The sequence below is a fragment of the Actinomycetospora sp. C-140 genome (assembly GCF_054796175.1).
In genome coordinates this window covers 541,290-557,357 of sequence record NZ_JBTWNF010000001.1, presented here as the reverse complement: position 1 = coordinate 557,357, position 16,068 = coordinate 541,290, and the positions used below count along the sequence as shown (strand labels likewise).

Here is a 16,068-nt window from a genome sequence, read left to right as displayed (position 1 = left end):
CCGTGGGCGAGTTCCGGATGCCCTCGCTCGGCGCGGACATGGACGAGGGAACGGTGGTCGAGTGGTCGGTGGCGCCCGGGGACCCCGTGCACCGCGGGGACCTGATCGCCGCCGTGGACACCGAGAAGTCGGTCGTCGACATCGAGTGCTTCGAGGACGGCGTCGTCGAGCGGATCATCGTCCCCGTCGGCGCGACGGTCCCGGTGGGCACGCCGCTCGCCGTCATCGCCACCGACGGCGCCGTCCCGGAGCGCGCGCCCGAGCCCGTCCCCGAGCCCGTCCCCGAGCCCGTCCCGGCATCGCCGCCCGCCGAGCCACCGCGGGCGACCCCGCTGGTGCGGCACCTCGCCGAGCGGGCCGGGCTCGACGTCGACGACATGCCGGGCACCGGCGTCGGCGGGCGGGTCACGCGCGCCGACGTCCGGGCGGCGTCGGGGGAGCACGCCCCGGTCCCCGTGGAGCCCGTCGCGGTGTCCGCCCCGTCCGCGGGCCCGCCGCGGCCGAGGATCACCCCCTACGCGCGGCGTCTCGCGGCCGAGCGGGGTCTGCCGGTGGAGGAGCTGCGCGCGGGCGGCCCGGACGGTGTCGTCCGGGCCCGGGACGTCCTCGACGGCGCCGAGCCCATCCCCGAGCCCACCCCCGAGCCCACCCCCGAGCCCGGTCCCGCCCCCGAGAGGTCCCGCGCCGCGGGCATGCGGGACGTGATCGCCGCCCGGATGACCCGCTCGCTGGAGATCCCCCAGTACCACGTCGACGCCGTCATCGAGCTCGGCGCGGCGCTGGATCGCCTGCGGGAGACCAACCGGAAGGCCGCGGTCCCGGACCGGATCGTGCCGGCGGCGCTCCTGCTCCACGCCGCGGCGCTCGCGGCGCGGCGGGTCCCCGAGCTCGCCGGATCCTGGGTCGACGGCACGTTCCGACCGGCCGCGGCCGTCGACCTGGGCGTGATCGTCTCCCTGCGCGGCGGGGGCCTGCTGGTGCCCACGATCCCGGCGGCGGATCGGTTGGCCCTGCCCGACCTCATGGCGGCCCTGCGCGACGTGGTGGCCCGCGCTCGTGCCGGGCGCCTCCGGTCGTCCGACACCGCCGACGCCGCCCTCACGGTCACCGACCTCGGTGAGACCGGCGGGCACGCCGTCCACGGGCGGATCTTCCCGCCCCAGGTGGCGCTCGTCGGATTCGGCGCGATCGTGCGTCGCCCGTGGGCCGAGGGCGACCTCCTCGGGGTGCGCCCCACCGTCGCCGCGACGCTCACCGGCGACCACCGGGCCACCGACGGGGTCGTCGGCGGCCGGTTCCTGCACGCGATCGACGACGTCCTGCACGACCTCGAGGAGTGGTCATGAGCCCCACCGCCACCGACGCCGCCCGCGCGCTCGTCCGGTCCAGCCTCGCGCGGATCGCGCCGGGACCGGATCTCGACGCGCTCGGCGACGGCGACGACTTCCGCGACGTCCTGGAGCTCGACTCGCTGGACTTCCTGGCGTTCGTCGAGGACCTGGCCCGGGCCACGCGCGTGCGGATCGACGAGGACGACTACCCGCGCCTGCGGACCGTCGCCACCGCCGCGGCCTTCCTCGCCGGCTCCGGGGTCACCGGATAGGGGCGGCGTCCGAGGCGGTCGGAGGTGGTCAGAGGTAGGGGGCCGACGTCGTCGCGCGGGCGTCCCCCTGCCCGGCCGCCTCGGCCCGCAGCCGCTCGAGCTGCGACTGCCGCGACATCTGCTCGGCGGCGAAGGCCATCTGGGCGCCCTGGAACAGCCCCTCCAGCCACCCGACGAGCTGCGCCTGCGCGATCCGCAGCTCGACGTCGCTCGGCACCTCGGCGTCGGGCAGTGGCACGTCGAGGGCCCGCAGCTCCTCGCGCAGCTCGGGCCCGAGGTGGGTGGCGAGCTCGTCGACCGCACGGTTGCGGAGATCGCGGACGCGCTCGCGCGCCCGGTCGTCGAGCGGCGTGTCCCGGACCTCCTCGAGCACCTTGCGGATCATCGTGCCGATCCGCAGCAGGGGACCGGCGTCGGTGACCTCGCGCTCGGCGCCGGGCGCCGCCGCGGCGCCGTCGGACGCGGGGACCACGGGAGCCGCCGGCGGGGGTGCCGGTACCGGGGCACCGTCCCGGGACCACCGCCGCGTGTCGTGGACGACAGGGCCCGCCGACGGTGCCGACGGTGCGGCCGGCGCGGCCTCCCTCGCCTCGTCGGCCTCGTGGTCCGGGCGCGTCGCCACCATGTCTCCTCCAGCTCCGGGTCCCGCTCGCGGTCTCTGCGATCGGGGTTTCAGGGTTCGCCGGCCGGAGGGCGTCGACCAGGGGCGGAGGGCCCCGATGGGCCGGGACCGACCTCACCGGCCGGCAGCGCGCCGAGGTCGGCCAGCCACTGCATCAGCCGGGCGGGGTCGCGACCCCGGAAGCCGACGTGGCCGTCGGGGCGGACCGCCACGAGGAGGCCGTCGGGGCGGTCGCGCAGCCGGTGGACGGCGACCCTCGGCCCGAGCGGCGGGGGAGCGGGCGCGTCCCGGCCGAGCAGCACGTGGACCGCCGGGGTGGCGGTCAGCGCCGCCAGCCCCACGCGGCCCTGCTCGGTCTCGACCACGGCGTCCGGCAGCCGGTCGCCGGGCCGGGTGCCACGGGGGCCGGGAGCCTCGTCGCGCGAGACGGCGCTGCCCCGGTGACGCACCCACAGGCCGGCGACCAGGTGCCGAGCCGGCGCGGTGAGCCCGCGCCGGCGCAGCAGCGCGGGCAGGACCGGCGCGGCGAGGGGCGCCAGGCCGCCGCGCAGCGCGCCCGCGAGGACGGACGGGGACGACTCGGCCCAGAACACGGCGTCGGTCCAGGCGGCCGAGGCGCGGGCGACCCGGCCGCGCTCGGCACCGTAGGAATCGAGCAGCTCCCCGGGGCGGCGGGCGGTTCCCGCGAACGCGAGCCGCCAGCCGAGGGCGGCGGCGTCCTGGAGGCCGACGTTCATGCCCTGGGCCCCGGCGGGGGAGTGGCCGTGGGCCGCGTCGCCCGCCAGGAACACCGGACCCGCCCGGAAGTGGCGTGCCTGCCGGCGGGCGAGACGGAGGCGGTCCGACCACGCGACGTCGTCGACCCGGGCCGCGAGACCGGCGACGTCGAGGTGGTGCTGCAGCTCGGCGCGGCCCGGAGGCGCCGCGGTGCCGGCGCGCGCCGCGGGGCGTGTCGCGAGCAGCCGCCACGGGGCCTGCTCCCCGAGGCCGAACGCGAACACCACCCCCGCCCGGGCGGCGGCGACGTGGACGGCGCCGGGCTCGAGACCGGTCGCGAGGTCGACGTCGGCGAGCAGGATCTCCTGGCGGTAGGGGCGGGCGTCCTCCCCGATGCCGGCGAGCGACCGCACCGTGCTCGTGACGCCGTCACAGCCGACCACCCAGCGGCTCTCCGTCGCCCCGTCGTCGACCGCGCCGCGGAGCCGCACGCGGGCCCGATCCTCCGGGGCGGGATCGAGACCGTCGAGGGCGACGCCGCGCTCGACGGCGACGCCGCGGCCGTCGAGCGCCTCGGCGAGCACGTCCTCGACCTCCTGCTGGCGGATCATCAGGGGCCGGCCGCAGGGCCCCCCGGAGACGGCGAGCTCCTCGAGCCGCACGCGCACCGTCCGATCGCCGAGGTGCAGCACCGCCCGGGGGTCGTCGAGCGACCGCGCGCGCAGGGCCTCGACCACCCCGAGGGGGCGGAGCTGCTCGAGGGTGCGCGGGTGCACGACGAGGGCGCGGGAGGGCCGGCGGCCGGTGCGCGGGTCGACGATGCGCACCCGGGCGCCGTGGGACCGGGCGTGCAGCGCCAGCGCCAGGCCGGTCGGTCCGGCGCCCGCGACGAGGATGTCGGTGGACACGGGTCAGACGGTGACGGCACGCCACCAGTCGGCGGGCACCGGGCCCGCGCCCGCCGACGCGGGCTCGTCGAGCAGGTCGTCGCGACGCCGTCCGGGCAGGACGGTGTAGGCGATCGAGCCGGGCACGCTGACCAGGGCGAGGACGCGCCAGAGAGCCCGCGCGTAGGCCTCGGCGCGGTCGGCGCCGTCCCAGTCGTAGAGCCCGCGGTACACGCCGAGCTCGTCGGCCGCGACCCACCACTTCGCGACGAACCCCGGGAACCCCGCGAACAGCGGGGTGTTGAGCAGGCTCTCGGCGCGGAACAGGGCGTGCCCGCGGCCGCGGACCCCGCGCAGGCGGAAGCACACCGCCAGCGCGCACGGGCGCGCGGCGGCCGCCCGGTCGACCACCGTCTCGCGGTAGATCGACGCCGAGGTGCCGTCCGCGAAGTGGATCCGGGTGCCGACCCGCGACCGCGGGCAGCGCAGGCGTCGCCGCGCCAGGAGGACCAGCGAGACCACCACGCAGCGCGCGACGGCGAGCGCGGCCCGGCGGCGGGGCAGGGGACCGCCGACGGTCCCGGTCATCCGGTCCGGTCCGCCCGGGTCGATGTGGATCATGGCATCGGTCTCCCGTCGGGCTCGGCGTCGCCGTATCGGCGGGCCCGCCCCGAGGATCGGAGCGGGCGGGCCCGCGCAGGAGGGTCGACCGGCCCGGCGTCGGCAGGGCCTTGGGCCGCCCGGCGCGCCCCGCGGAGCGCCGACGTCACGGCGGGACGGGCCGGAGGTCCCTGGGGACAGCGGCGTGCGCCGGGGATGCTCGCGGCAGCGACGAGCCGAAGGGCGGGCGATGGCCATGGAGCTGCCGAGGGACGGCGCCGACCGGCGTCCCCCGCGGCGTTCCCCCACGCTGCGCGTCACGGTGTGGAGCCTGGTGACGGTGCTGGTCGGGCTCGTCGTGGTGAGCGCTCTCGTCACGGGTCTCGCGCGGCTGCGCATCGCGGGCGGGGTCGAGGAGCTGACCGACCACCTCCTGCCCGCCCAGGCCGAGAGCCGCGCTCTGACCACGGCCTTCGTCGACCAGGAGACGGGCCAGCGCGGGTACCTGCTCACCGGGGACCCGACGTTCCTCGCTCCGTACGCCGCGGGGCGGCGTGCCGAGGCCGACGCCACGGCGGGGCTGTCCGGGCTGCTCGGCCCGGACCCGGGCGCGCAGGCGGACCTGGCGGCGGTCACCGCCGCCGCGCAGCGGTGGCGCACGGAGGTCGCCGAGCCCGACATCGCCGCCCGCCGCGCCGGCCCGGTGCCGCCGCCGGTGCTGGCGTCGTCCGTGGACCGCGGGAAGGCGCTGTTCGACGTGTTGCGCGGGCGCCTGGGCGTGCTCGACGACCGTACCGACGGGCAGGCCCGCGCGGAGATCGCGGTGGTGGCCGCGGCCCAGCAGGCCGCCGACGCGGTCGTGATCGGCGCGGCCGTCCTGTCGTTGGTCGTGGCCGCGGTCGCGATCCCCCTGGTGCGGCGGCGCCTGATCGGTCCCCTCGTCGACCTCCAGAGTCAGGCCGAGCGGACGGCCGCCGGCGCGTACGACACCCCGATCGTGCTCGCCGGTCCCCGGGACCTCACCGCCATCGGCGACGCGGTCGAGACGATGCGGGCCGCCCTGCTGCGTCACGGCGCGGACCTGGCCGACGCGCGGCTCGAGATCGCACTGCGCGACGCCCGCGACCGGTTGGCGGCCGAGGTCCACGACAACAGCATCCAGCGCCTCTTCGCGCTCGGTCTCGCGCTCCAGGTCGCGGCGCACCGCCACCGGGACGCGGCGGACGACCTCGCCCCGCTCGTCGACGAGACCGACGACATCGTCCACGAGCTGCGGGAACTGATCTCCGGTCTCGTCCGCACCGAGGTCTCGGCGGCCACCCTGCGCGAGCAGATGTTCGACCTGGTCCGCGACAGCGGCCGGACCCTCGGGATCACGCCGGCCCTGGAGATCCGCGGACCGGTCGAGGACGTGCTCACCGACACGGTCGCCCAGGAGCTGCTCGCCGTGCTGCGCGAGTGCCTCGCGAACATCGCCCGCCACGCGCGGGCACCGTCGGCGTCCGTGCGGCTCGCGGTCGACGACGAGGCGATCGCCCTCACGGTCTCCGACGACGGCGTGGGCGTCCCGTCCGACCTCACCCCCGGGCAGGGGCTCACCCTCGTCGCGGACCGCGCCGAACGCCTCGGGGGCGCGGTGTCGGTCACGCCGCGCTCCGGCGGCGGCACCCGGGTGTCGTGGCGGATCCCGCGCCCGCAGGGGGAGGAGGCCGTCGAGGCGATCGGACCCGTCTCGACGGTGCCCTGAGCCCGCTCCGCGCCGGTGTCGGCGGTGTCGGCGGTGTCGGAGGTCAGGGCGCGGGACGGGGCGACGAGGCGCCCGACGACCCCGGGCCGCCGGTCCACCACCAGCCGGGGGGCGGGGGCTCGTCGGGGGACGGGACCCCGGCGGGCCGGGTGTCCCCGGCACGTCCCGACCGTGGCGCCGGACGCGGCGGGATCACGCCCGCGTCCCGCAGGACGTCCTCGACCTCGGCGCGGGACACCGTGCCGACCGGCCGGTCACCGTCGAGCAGGACGAGGCGGGCGTCGCGATCGGCGAGAGCGCCGACGGACCGCCCGAGCGGGGCGTCGGGTGGCACGGTCGTCAACCGGGAGGCCGGCACCGCGAAGTGGCGACGGGCGCTCGGGCTCCCCGCCCGCGCCGCCACGGTGCCGAGGAGCTCCGGCGGGAGGTAGCCCGACGGACGCCCGTCGGCGTCGAGCAGGAGGAGCCCCCCGACCGCGGCCGACGGCGACAGCGCCGCGGCGGCCAGCTCGTCGGCCGGGGCGTCGGCGGCGAGCACCCTCGGGGCGGGGGCGGCCGCCGCGGAGACGGGCACACCGTCGAGGGCGCGCCCCTGGCGGGCACGCCGTTCCTCCTCGCCGGCCGCCGCGGCGATGAACCAGCCGACGACCGCCACCCAGAGCCCGCCGAGGTCGACCAGGAACGCGAGGAGGACGCCGCCCGCGACCAGGAGGACCGCGAGGGCCTGCCCGACGCGCGCCGCGGCGATCGCGGCCTGCCACCGGTCCCCGCGCGAGGCCCACAGCGCCGCGCGGAGCACGCGCCCCCCGTCGAGCGGAGCCGCCGGGAGGATGTTGAACACCGCGAGGGCGAGGTTGATCACGGCGAGCTCGGCGAGGACGGCGACGACGAGGTCCCCCGCCGACGCGCGGCCGAGGAGCGCACCGCACGCGAAGAGGCCGGCCAGGCCGGCGCTGACGAGCGGGCCGACCACCGCGACCCGGAGCTCCACCCCGGGGCGCTCCGGCTCGCCCCGCATCCGCGTGGTGCCCCCGAGCAGCCACAGCGTGATGCCCTCGACCTCGAGACCCGCCCGCCGTGCGACCAGTGCGTGGGCCATCTCGTGGGCGAGCAGGGACAGCAGGAGCAGCAGCGCGACGGCCAGCCCGCCCGCGGCGTAGGCGACGCCGGTGTGCCCGGGGGTGAGCAGGGGCAGCTCGGACCGCGCCACGACCAGGGCGATCAGCACGACGATCCCGGCGACGCTCCAGTGCGCCGCGACGGGGATCCCCGCGACGCGGCCCAGCCGCACCGCGCCGGCGTCGGCGGTCCCCGGAGCGGTCACGGCCGGGCGCCCGGGAACGGGACCGGTCGGTAGTCGGCGGGGGCGCGGGAGAGGAGCTCGGTGAGCTCGCCCCGGCGCAGCAGCCCTGCCTGACCACCGACCCGCTGCACGACGTGCATGCTGTTGACCGGCGCCCATCGCAGTGCGGTCCGGAAGGATTCGCCCAGGGCGAGGGCGGCCACGAGCGTCGAGGCGAACGCGTCGCCCGCGCCGGTGCGTTCCACCGGTGGTGCCGGGTCCGGGTAGGTCGGCATCCAGAGGTGTTCGTCCCCGTCGGACGCGTAGGCACCGGCCGGGCCGTCGGTGACCACGACCATCGACGGGCCGAGGTCGTGGAGACGAGCGAGCAGACCGTGCACGTCGGCGTGGTCCCCTCCGGTGACCGTCACGGCCTCCTCACGGTTCATGATCGCGACCTCGCTGCGCCGGTAGACGTCCCGCAGCGGCGCGACACCCGCCCGGATCGGAGCGTCCCGGGCTGGAACGCGAGCCGGACCTCGGGATGCCTGCCCAGCCAGCCGACGATCTCGTCCTGGTAGGCGTCGGCGTGCTCGCTCAGCGAGCTGAAGTAGAGCCAGCGGGGCGGGATCGCCGGCGCCGGCCACCGGTAGGCGAACTCGTGGTGCTTGACCAGGATCGTGCGCTCCGCGCCGTGGCGCAGCAGGAAGTGGTGGTTGCTCTGCTGGTCGGGGTGCACGTGCACGAAGGTGGTGTCGACGCCGTGCTCGGCGAGGCGAGCGGCGATGCGCTGCCCCGTGTCGTCCTTGCCGACGTCGGTGGCGATGGCCGCGTGCAGCCCCAGCCGCGAGCACGCCACCGCGGCGTTCGCCGCGTTGCCCGCGGCGTCGAAGTCCTGGAATCCGGCGAACGGCAGCTTGGCTCCGGAGCGCATGGCGAGCCACGCACCCTCGTCGTCGACGTAGGTGACCGTGTTGGCGTCGCGGATCAGCTCGATCGCGGTGTCCGTGACGACGTCGCCGACGCAGAGGACGTCGCCGTCCCCGGGGGTCGTCACGGCGTCCGCTCCCGCGGCGTGCCGAACAGGCCGACCGGGTTGCCGTCGGGATCGGTGAACATGGCGATCTCGCCGATGTCCCCGACCGGTGCCGGCCCCATCACGCGCCGCCCGCCGAGCTCCTCGACCCGGGCCAGTGTCTTCTCCAGGTCGTCGACCTCCACGTAGAAGGTCACCCACGGCGGCACGCCCTCGGGGGTCTGCATGATGCCGCCGCCGATACCGTCCGGGGAGCCGGTGGACACGACGCCGTAGCCGTGGGACTCGGGCGTCACCGACCAGCCGAAGAGGTCGGTGTAGAAGGCGCGGGAGCGGGCGCCGTCCGCGCCCCCGATCTCGAAGTGCACGACGGGATGACCCATGGTCTCTCCTCCTCGAGGCGTGGCGGGTGCCGTCGGACGACACGCTGGACGCGTTCGGCGGCGGGCGGAGGAGCCGTGGGGCCCGCCACGCACGAGCCGGAGGTCCCTGGTCCGCGCGCGGGCGCGGCGCGACGCTCGGCTCCGGCGGAGCGCGGAGGAGGACCGGACATGCACGCACGGGTCGGGAACTGGCTGATCGTCGAGGGGCTGACCGACGAGTCGCCGCGGCGGCAGGCGCAGATCGTGGCGGTCGACAACGCCGACGGCAGCCCGCCGTTCTGGGTGCGGTGGCTCGACGACGACCACACCAGCCTCGTCTTCCCCGGCCCGGACGCCCGGGTGGAGGAGCATCCGTTGCACGCCGGCACGTCCTGACGCCGCGGCCGATCAGTCCCGCGGCGCCTCGACGCGCAGCGCCGTGCCCTCGAGCCCGGCGATCGACCAGCCCGAGCCGTTGACGGTCACGTCGACGTCGGCCTGCCCGATGCGCAGTCCGCGTACCCGCAGCGGCACCAGCTCGTCGGGCAGCACCGGGCCGCACCGCACCACCCCGCGAGGAACGTCGGGCTCCAGGCGGAGCAGGGACCGCAGCACGAGCACGGGGGCGGCCGCCGCCCACGCCTGCGGGGCGCAGGACGTCGGGTACGGCACCGGACGCCCGGTCCCGTCCCGGCCGAAGCCGCCGAACAGCTCGGGGAGCCGGTGACCGAACGCCTCCGAGGCCCGCAGGAGCGCCGTCGCGAGGCGGCGGGCCTCGTCGAGGAATCCGTACCGCACCAGGCCCGCCACGCACAGCGCCGTGTCGTGCGGCCACACCGAGCCGTTGTGATAGCTCATCGGGTCGAAGGCGCCCATCGACGTCGCGAGCGTCCGGACGCCCCACCCCGAGAACAGCTCGGGGGAGGTGAGGTGGGCGGCCACCGCGGCTGCGTGCTCCCGGTCGACGATCCCGGCCCACAGGGCGTGGCCCATGTTCGAGGCGAGGGCGTCGACGGGGCGCTTGTCGGCGTCGAGCGCGACGGCGAACCAGCCTCGGTCATCGAGCCAGAAGGACCGGTGGAAGGCCCGCCGTAGGTCCGCTGCCCGGCGCCGGCACCGTGCCGCCGTGGCGGCGTCGCCGACCGTGTCCGCGAGGTGGGCGCGGGCGCGGTAGGCCGCGTAGCCGTACGCCTGCACCTCGACGAGGGCGATCGGGGGTTCGGCGAGCCGCCCGTCCGCGTGGTTGACGCCGTCGCGGGAGTCCTTCCACCCCTGGTGCAGGAGCCCGCGTTGCGTGGCGCGCCGGTACTCGACGAACCCGTCCCCGTCGGCGTCCCCGTACGTCTCGATCCAGGCCAGGGCGCGGTCGGCGTGCGGCAGGAGGGCCGTCACCGCGTCCGCCGGCGCCCCCCACCGGGCGAGCTCGTCCAGGACGACGACGAAGAGCGCCGTGGCGTCGGCGGTGCCGTAGTACCGGTCGCGCACGCCCGGGGCGAGCGGGCTGGGCGGGCCGAACCGCAGTTCGTGCACGATCCGCCCGGGCTCCTCCTCGGTGGCGGGGTCGACGGCCGTGCCCTGGTAGGACGCCAGGGTCTGCAGGGTGCCGAGGGCGAGGCTGCGGTCGAGCGGCAGCAGCATCAGGGCGGTCAGCAGCGAGTCGCGTCCGAAGAGCGCCATGAACCACGGCGCGCCCGCCGCCACGACGGCGCGCTCCGGGTGCTCGGGATCGAAGATCCGTAGCGCGCCGAGGTCCTCGACGCTGCGCCGCAGGACGCCCGCGAGGTCGCCGTCGGCGGTCTCGAGGCCGGGATAGCGGTCCCGCCAGGCCCGCAGCCGCCGCGCCGGGCGCGACTGGGCGACGTCCCGACCCGGCGGGTGGTGCAGGGTCATGCGGCGCCCCGCGATCACCGGCTCGACCGCGACGCTCACACGCCACTCGTCGCGGGGCGGGATCTCGGCGTCCCACACCAGGCCGTCCCCGCGCGCCTCCGGGTCACCGTCGGCGCTGACGGTGACGGTGTGGCCGTGCTCCGGGGCGGAGATCACGAGCACGCCCGATCCCGTCGCCGTGGTCGTGGCCAGCCCGTGCGACCGGCCCTCCTTGACGGCGAAGAGGTCGGCGAAATCGGCGCCCACGGTGAGCGCGACGCGGCAGGACACGGCCCGGGCGGTGCTGTTGCGCAGGAGGAGGTCCTCGCGCATGCCCTCGCCGACGTAGCGCCGCCGCACCAGCAGCAGGCTCCCGCGGCGGTGGGCGCTGTCCGGGTCGCCCCGGACGTGCAGGAGCACCGAGCCCACGAACGGCTCGGCGACCTCGGCGCGCAGCGGCTCTCCGGGCAGGTCGTCCACGGTCAGCTCCCAGCGGGAGACGACCCGCACGTCGCGTACGAACAGGCCGCTCGCGTGGCCGGGGGCGATGTCCCCGGAGTCGCCGCTGATGCAGAACGTCGACCCTTCGACGAGCGTGAGCGCCGCGCGCGCCGGGGACGTCACGGCCGTCAGGCGCCGCGCGGCAGGAGCTCGCGGGCCGGGCGGGTTCCGTGGCGCGGGGTGTCGAGCAGCGCGCGATAGAGGCGCACGTGGTCGCGCGCCATGCGGGCCACCGAGAAGCGTTGCTCGGCCGCCGCGCGGCACGCCCGCCGGTCCAGCGACCCGATCCGGTCGAGCGCCGCGACCATCGCGTCCTCGTCGTCGCAGAGGAACCCGGTGCGGCCGTCGTCGACGATCTCCGGAGCGGCGCCCTCGGGGAACGTCACCACCGGCGTCCCGCACGCGAGCGCCTCGGCCATGACGAGCCCGAACGGCTCGCGCCACCGGATGGGGTTGACCAGGGCGACCGCGCCGCCCAGCAGGCGCGCCCGCTGGTCGGGTCCCATCTCCCGCGGGGGCTCGGCGTCCGGGAGGAGCAGCGGACGGACCTCGTCCTCGTAGTAGGCCCGCTCTTCGGGAGTCCGGATCTTCGTGGCCAGGACGAGCCGTCGGCCGGCGGCGCGCGCCACACGCACCGCCCGGTGGACGCCCTTCTCCGGTGCCATCCGACCGATGTACATCAGGTGACCCCCGTCGCCCGGCCCGAACCGGTGGACGTCGAGGTCGATCCCGTGGTGGATCACCGCCGTCACCGGCACGCCGACCGCGGAGCGCGCCTGCGACCGTGAGATCGCGACGATCGAGGCGTGACGGGCGGCCTCGGCCGCCACGCGCAGCGCGGGCGGGGTCAGGAGGTGGTGCAGGGTGGTGACCACCGGGACGCGGGTCGCGCCGCGCCGGCCCGCCACCAGGGGCCCGAGCACCGTGTGGTCGTGGATCAGATCGACGTCGTCGAGGGCGTCGTAGGCGGCGAGGACGTGGGCGGCCTCGGGCAGCGCCGTGTTCATCGGGGCCACCGGGTCGTCGAAGAGGTGGTCCGAGGGCACCGGGCAGGTCGACGTGCCGACGGTGAACAGCCGCACGTCGACGCCCTCGGCCACGAGGCCGTGCGCGAGGTTGTCGATGACCGCCTCGGTGCCGCCGTAGGCCACCGGGGGCACGGGGACCCAGGGCGGGGCGACGATCCCGATCCGCACGGCGGCCTACCGCTCGCCCGGGGCGCGCAGGCATGCCTCCTGCTCGAGGCAGGTTCCGCACGCGTGGGGGTCCACCTGGGAGGTCCACGCCAGCTCCTGGTGCCAGCAGCGCCCGCACGCGCGGCAGAGGAAGTTGGTGCGCTCGGCGTCGTCGACGGGCCACAGCGGCTCGGCGCCGCACGCGGGGCACGCCACCGGCGGGGCGAAGGCGTCGCCCAGGTCCAGCGGGACGGTGTAGGTGGTCATGGGGTCATCGGAACGCGGCGGACTCCTCGGCACGCAGGGCCGAAGGACCCGGAACGCGTCCGTCGACGGGCACGAGCAGCACGGGGACGTCGGCCTCGGCGACGGTGCGGCGGACGACGGGGGCGTGGGCGCCGGCGAGGTCCCGCGACCAGCCGAGCACGATGAGCCCGACCTCCTGCTCCCGGGACGCCGCGAGGACCTCCTCGGCGGGCGCGCCCGAGCGCAGGAGCAAACGGGCCCCCGGCCGGTCGCACCAGCGCGCGAGGAACGCGTCGGCCCACGCCTCGCCCGCGTGGGCGGCCTGGTCCCAGAACGGCGGCGCGCCGGTCCCGGGGTCGAGCACGTGCAGCACGACGAGGTCGCGCCGGGCGAAGCCGGCGGCGTGCGGGATCGCCGCGGCCGCCGCCGCGGTCCCGTCGAGGGGCGCGAGGACGTCCCCGAGGCGGGGACGCGCCGCCTCCACCCCGGGCGGGACGAGGAGCACCGGGACGTCGGCCCGGCGGGCGATCTCCCAGGCCGCGGGCCGGGGCCGCAGCACAGCCGCGGCCGCGTCCCGGCTCGTGAGCGCCTCGAGCACCGCCTCGACCCCGGCGGCACCGGCCGGCGTCGGGACCTCGCGCAGCGACGCGTCGAGGGCCGACGCGGCCGCCCGGCCGACGAGCAGGACCTGCTCGTCCGGGCGCCCGGGGACGACGATCTCGCTCATGCCGGCCTCCCGGCGACGTGGGAGGTGCGGGGGAAGGCCATCGACCCGACGACGCGGGTGGGTGGAGCGTCGTGGACGCCGACCGCGAGCGGCAGGTCGGTGGTCACCGTCGTGGTCCCGCCGTCGGTCCGGACACGCAGCCGTCTCCCCAGGGCACGGAAGCGGACCTCGAACCGCGACCACGACGCCGGCGGGCGCGGATCGACCCGCAGGACGCCGTGCTCGACCCGGACCCCGGCGAAGCCGGTCAGCACGGCCTGCCACGCGGCGCCCATCGCGCCCACGTGCAGGCCCGACACCGTCGTCCCGGTGAGGTCCTGGAGGTCGAGCGACACGGCCGTGCGGAGCATCTCGACCGCCTCGGCGGTCCGCCCGGCCCGGGCCAGCAGCGAGGCCGTGATGCCGGGGGAGAGCGACGAGCCGTGGGCCGTCCGCGGCCCGTAGCGGTCGAGGTCCGCCCCCAGCGCGGCGGGCCCGGCCTCGCCGGGCACCAGGTGGTGGGCCATGAGCACGTCCGGCTGCTTGATCACCTGCGTGCCCGCGACCCGGTCGTGGCCGAGGACGACGTCGGCCGCGACCGGTGCCCGCAACGTCCCCTCCAGCGGCAGGGGCCGCAGGGCGTCGTAACCGGCGAACTGCTCGTGGGCGCCCGTGACCGGGTCGAGCCCGTCGACGATCCGGTCGGCCAGGTCCCGCCAGCGCGCCGCCTCCGCGACCACGACCCCGGCCCGCTGCGCGGTGTCCGCGGCGGCGCGCAGGTTCCACCGCGCCATGATGTTCGTGTAGGCGTCGTCGTCGACGTCCTCGTGGTACTCGTCGGGCCCGATCACCCCGTCGACGTGGGCGCGGCCGTCGTCGTCGACGCGGCAGCGGGCCGCCCAGTAGCGGGCGGTCTCCACCAGCAGCGCGCGGGCCGGCCCGAGGAGGAACTGGGGCTCGCGGCACCACGTGGCGTGGTGGACCGCGGCCCAGGCGACGTCCGCGGTGATGTGCTCCTCGATCGCCCCGGTCCGGATCGCCACGGGGCGGGCCCCGAGGAGCCCGGCGGTGGGGGTGACGTCCTCGCCGCCGGCCGCGGACTCCCACGGGAAGCGGGCGCCCGGCCGGCCGTGGCGACGCGCGTGGTCGCGCGCCGCGGGCAACCGCGCGAGCCGGTAGCACAGCGCGGCGCGGGAGGCCGCGGGATCGAGGGTGGCGAGGGCGGGCACCACGAACACGTCGGCGTCCCAGAAGACGTGGCCCCGGTAGCCGCGCCCCGAGGTGCCGCGGGCCCCGATCGCCAGTTCGCGGTGCCCCGCCCCGCGCGCGGCCCCGGAGGCGAGCCCCCACAGGTGGAACAGGCAGAACCGCAGGGCGCGCTGGAGCTCGGGGTCGTCGGGGATCCGGACGTCCACGTCGTCCCATCGCCGGGCCCACGCCGCGCGGTGGTCGCGCAGCAACCGGTCGAACCCGTCCCGGCCGGCCTCGTCGAGCCCCGCCAGGGCCGGCGCGACGCGCGGCGGCGGACTCCCGGTGGCGTACCGGGCGAGGCGCTCGACGGTGCCCACCGGTCCCTGCCGGCCCCGGTGCTCGACCGCCGCGGCGACGGCCCCGCCCCGCCCGTCGCCGGCACCCACCCTGGCGTAGCGCGACGCGCCGTGCCCACCGGTGGCGGCCCGCTCGCCGGGCGGCACCCGCAGGGCGGGCCCGGGACGCAGCCGTCCGCGGGCCGCCTCCGCGCGCAGGGCCATGACGCCGGGCCGGGTGGCGCTGGCGAAACGGACGGTGCGCAGCCGGACGTCCGGACCCTCCGAGCTGTCGGGGCCGTCCGTCTCCTCCCGCAGCACCACCCCGGTGCGCAGGTCCAGGACCCGGTCGTCGCGGTGGGGCGCGGACCCGAGAGCCAGTCCGGTCCACGACGGCAAGGGGCGCAGCTCCTGCGCCGCCCCGTCGCCGCGGTACACGCCCTGGGCGAGCACGGTGGGGGCGGCTCCCGGGTCCTCCTCGGCCGATCCCCGGGTCCCGACGCCGCCACCCTCGAGGCCGAACAGGGTGTCGACGGCCCGCCGGGGGACCCCGGCCGGGGCCCGCAGGACCCAGCCCGGGTCCTCGTCGATCGTCGGGACGCGACGGTGCCGGCGTCGCCGGCGCTGCTCGTCGAGCAGCGCCAGCACGGTCGCCGCCCCGCCACCGGCGTGGCGCACGGCCGGACCGGCCGGCGCGAGGTCGCCCACCGCGACCGCCGGCGAGCGTCCGGCCTCCGCCACGAGGAGGTCGGCGTCGTCCGGCCCGAGCACGAGCAGGACGAGACCCGGGCCGATGCCCTGGGCCTCGAGGTGGGCCAGGAAGGCGCGCACGGCGCGCGGGGCGCGGGGCCCCCGGGCAGGAGCCGGCGGCCGGTGGTCCGGGAGCGCCTCGGGGCCGTCGGGTGTGCTGGCGATCGGCCGGCCGGACCGGGTGGGCCAGAGCCACCGGACGCCCGGTCCGGTCGCCGGCGGAAGCGTGGCCTCCACCCGGCGCGCGGGCGAGCTCGTGATCAGGAGCAGGTCGATCCCGAGCTCGGAGAGCGCTGCCAGGCGGTGACGCACGCGGGCCGCGACCGCGTTCCCGGCACGCGGGGGCCGCCCGACGGCGGTCTCCCAGCGGACCACGACCGCGTCGACGGTGGCGCCGAGCGGCTCGGCCCGGGCCGGGCTCCCGGTCGGGCCCACGAGG

16 protein-coding genes are annotated in these 16,068 nt (G+C 77.6%); 4 read left to right on the top strand and 12 right to left on the bottom strand.

All coding sequences use genetic code 11. The features are described 5' to 3' along the window. The first annotated feature begins 2 nt into the window (after positions 1–2). Positions 3–1,346 carry a dihydrolipoamide acetyltransferase family protein gene (locus tag ACR9E3_RS02760; protein ID WP_460378265.1) on the top strand — a complete coding sequence of 448 codons (1,344 nt, stop codon included), beginning with the start codon at positions 3–5 and terminating at the stop codon, positions 1,344–1,346. Beyond that, entirely contained in the window at positions 1,343–1,603 is a 261-nt protein-coding gene (locus ACR9E3_RS02755) for an acyl carrier protein (protein ID WP_460378263.1), read from the top strand. Before ACR9E3_RS02760 ends, ACR9E3_RS02755 begins: the two co-directional genes overlap by 4 nt. A gap of 28 nt (positions 1,604–1,631) precedes the next feature. On the opposite strand, the gene ACR9E3_RS02750 is transcribed toward ACR9E3_RS02755, so the two are convergent. Genes ACR9E3_RS02750 through ACR9E3_RS02740 form a run of 3 tightly spaced genes read right to left on the bottom strand, consistent with a single transcriptional unit; the run spans position 1,632 to position 4,450 of the window. Further along, positions 1,632–2,225: a proteasome activator gene (locus ACR9E3_RS02750; RefSeq protein ID WP_460378261.1), complete on the bottom strand. Its 594-nt coding sequence runs from the start codon at positions 2,223–2,225 to the stop codon at positions 1,632–1,634. 50 nt (positions 2,226–2,275) lie between these two features. Continuing rightward, complete coding sequence (locus ACR9E3_RS02745; protein ID WP_460378259.1) at positions 2,276–3,850, bottom strand: FAD-dependent monooxygenase; 1,575 nt, start codon at positions 3,848–3,850, stop codon at positions 2,276–2,278. 3 nt (positions 3,851–3,853) lie between these two features. After that, positions 3,854–4,450: a hypothetical protein gene (locus ACR9E3_RS02740; protein WP_460378257.1), complete on the bottom strand. Its 597-nt coding sequence runs from the start codon at positions 4,448–4,450 to the stop codon at positions 3,854–3,856. Between the two features lie 235 nt (positions 4,451–4,685). On the opposite strand from ACR9E3_RS02740, the gene ACR9E3_RS02735 reads away from it, so the two are divergent. Further along, complete coding sequence (locus ACR9E3_RS02735) at positions 4,686–6,176, top strand: sensor histidine kinase (RefSeq protein WP_460378255.1); 1,491 nt, start codon at positions 4,686–4,688, stop codon at positions 6,174–6,176. Positions 6,177–6,219: 43 nt separating this feature from the next. Here the strand turns inward: ACR9E3_RS02735 and ACR9E3_RS02730 are convergent, their stop codons facing one another. From ACR9E3_RS02730 to ACR9E3_RS02715, 4 genes are read right to left on the bottom strand one after another with little or no spacing between them, the layout of a single operon-like run. Continuing rightward, positions 6,220–7,500 (bottom strand): site-2 protease family protein, encoded by a 1,281-nt coding sequence (locus tag ACR9E3_RS02730; RefSeq protein ID WP_460378253.1) that lies wholly within the window; start codon positions 7,498–7,500, stop codon positions 6,220–6,222. Continuing rightward, positions 7,497–7,907, bottom strand: a complete 411-nt coding sequence (locus ACR9E3_RS02725) for a carbohydrate kinase family protein (RefSeq protein ID WP_460378251.1) — start codon at positions 7,905–7,907, stop codon at positions 7,497–7,499. The genes ACR9E3_RS02730 and ACR9E3_RS02725 overlap by 4 nt, the downstream gene beginning before the upstream one ends. After that, on the bottom strand, positions 7,904–8,515 hold the full coding sequence (locus ACR9E3_RS02720; protein ID WP_460378249.1) for a PfkB family carbohydrate kinase: 612 nt from the start codon (positions 8,513–8,515) through the stop codon (positions 7,904–7,906). Before ACR9E3_RS02720 ends, ACR9E3_RS02725 begins: the two co-directional genes overlap by 4 nt. Beyond that, positions 8,512–8,877 (bottom strand): VOC family protein, encoded by a 366-nt coding sequence (locus ACR9E3_RS02715; RefSeq protein WP_460378247.1) that lies wholly within the window; start codon positions 8,875–8,877, stop codon positions 8,512–8,514. The genes ACR9E3_RS02720 and ACR9E3_RS02715 overlap by 4 nt, the downstream gene beginning before the upstream one ends. 168 nt (positions 8,878–9,045) lie before the next feature. Here ACR9E3_RS02715 and ACR9E3_RS02710 point away from each other — a divergent pair, with 168 nt between their 5' ends. After that, positions 9,046–9,252 (top strand): DUF1918 domain-containing protein, encoded by a 207-nt coding sequence (locus ACR9E3_RS02710; protein WP_460378245.1) that lies wholly within the window; start codon positions 9,046–9,048, stop codon positions 9,250–9,252. 12 nt (positions 9,253–9,264) lie between these two features. Here the strand turns inward: ACR9E3_RS02710 and ACR9E3_RS02705 are convergent, their stop codons facing one another. From ACR9E3_RS02705 to ACR9E3_RS02685, 5 genes are read right to left on the bottom strand one after another with little or no spacing between them, the layout of a single operon-like run. Then, positions 9,265–11,349: an amylo-alpha-1,6-glucosidase gene (locus ACR9E3_RS02705; protein WP_460378243.1), complete on the bottom strand. Its 2,085-nt coding sequence runs from the start codon at positions 11,347–11,349 to the stop codon at positions 9,265–9,267. A gap of 5 nt (positions 11,350–11,354) precedes the next feature. Continuing rightward, positions 11,355–12,422: a glycosyltransferase family 4 protein gene (locus ACR9E3_RS02700; RefSeq protein ID WP_460378241.1), complete on the bottom strand. Its 1,068-nt coding sequence runs from the start codon at positions 12,420–12,422 to the stop codon at positions 11,355–11,357. A gap of 6 nt (positions 12,423–12,428) precedes the next feature. Further along, entirely contained in the window at positions 12,429–12,668 is a 240-nt protein-coding gene (locus ACR9E3_RS02695) for a hypothetical protein (protein ID WP_460378239.1), read from the bottom strand. Between the two features lie 4 nt (positions 12,669–12,672). Continuing rightward, entirely contained in the window at positions 12,673–13,374 is a 702-nt protein-coding gene (locus ACR9E3_RS02690; RefSeq protein WP_460378238.1) for a universal stress protein, read from the bottom strand. Then, positions 13,371–16,064, bottom strand: coding sequence for a glycosyl hydrolase family 65 protein (locus tag ACR9E3_RS02685; RefSeq protein ID WP_460378236.1), 2,694 nt, complete (start codon positions 16,062–16,064; stop codon positions 13,371–13,373). Before ACR9E3_RS02685 ends, ACR9E3_RS02690 begins: the two co-directional genes overlap by 4 nt. Positions 16,065–16,068 lie beyond the last annotated feature (4 nt).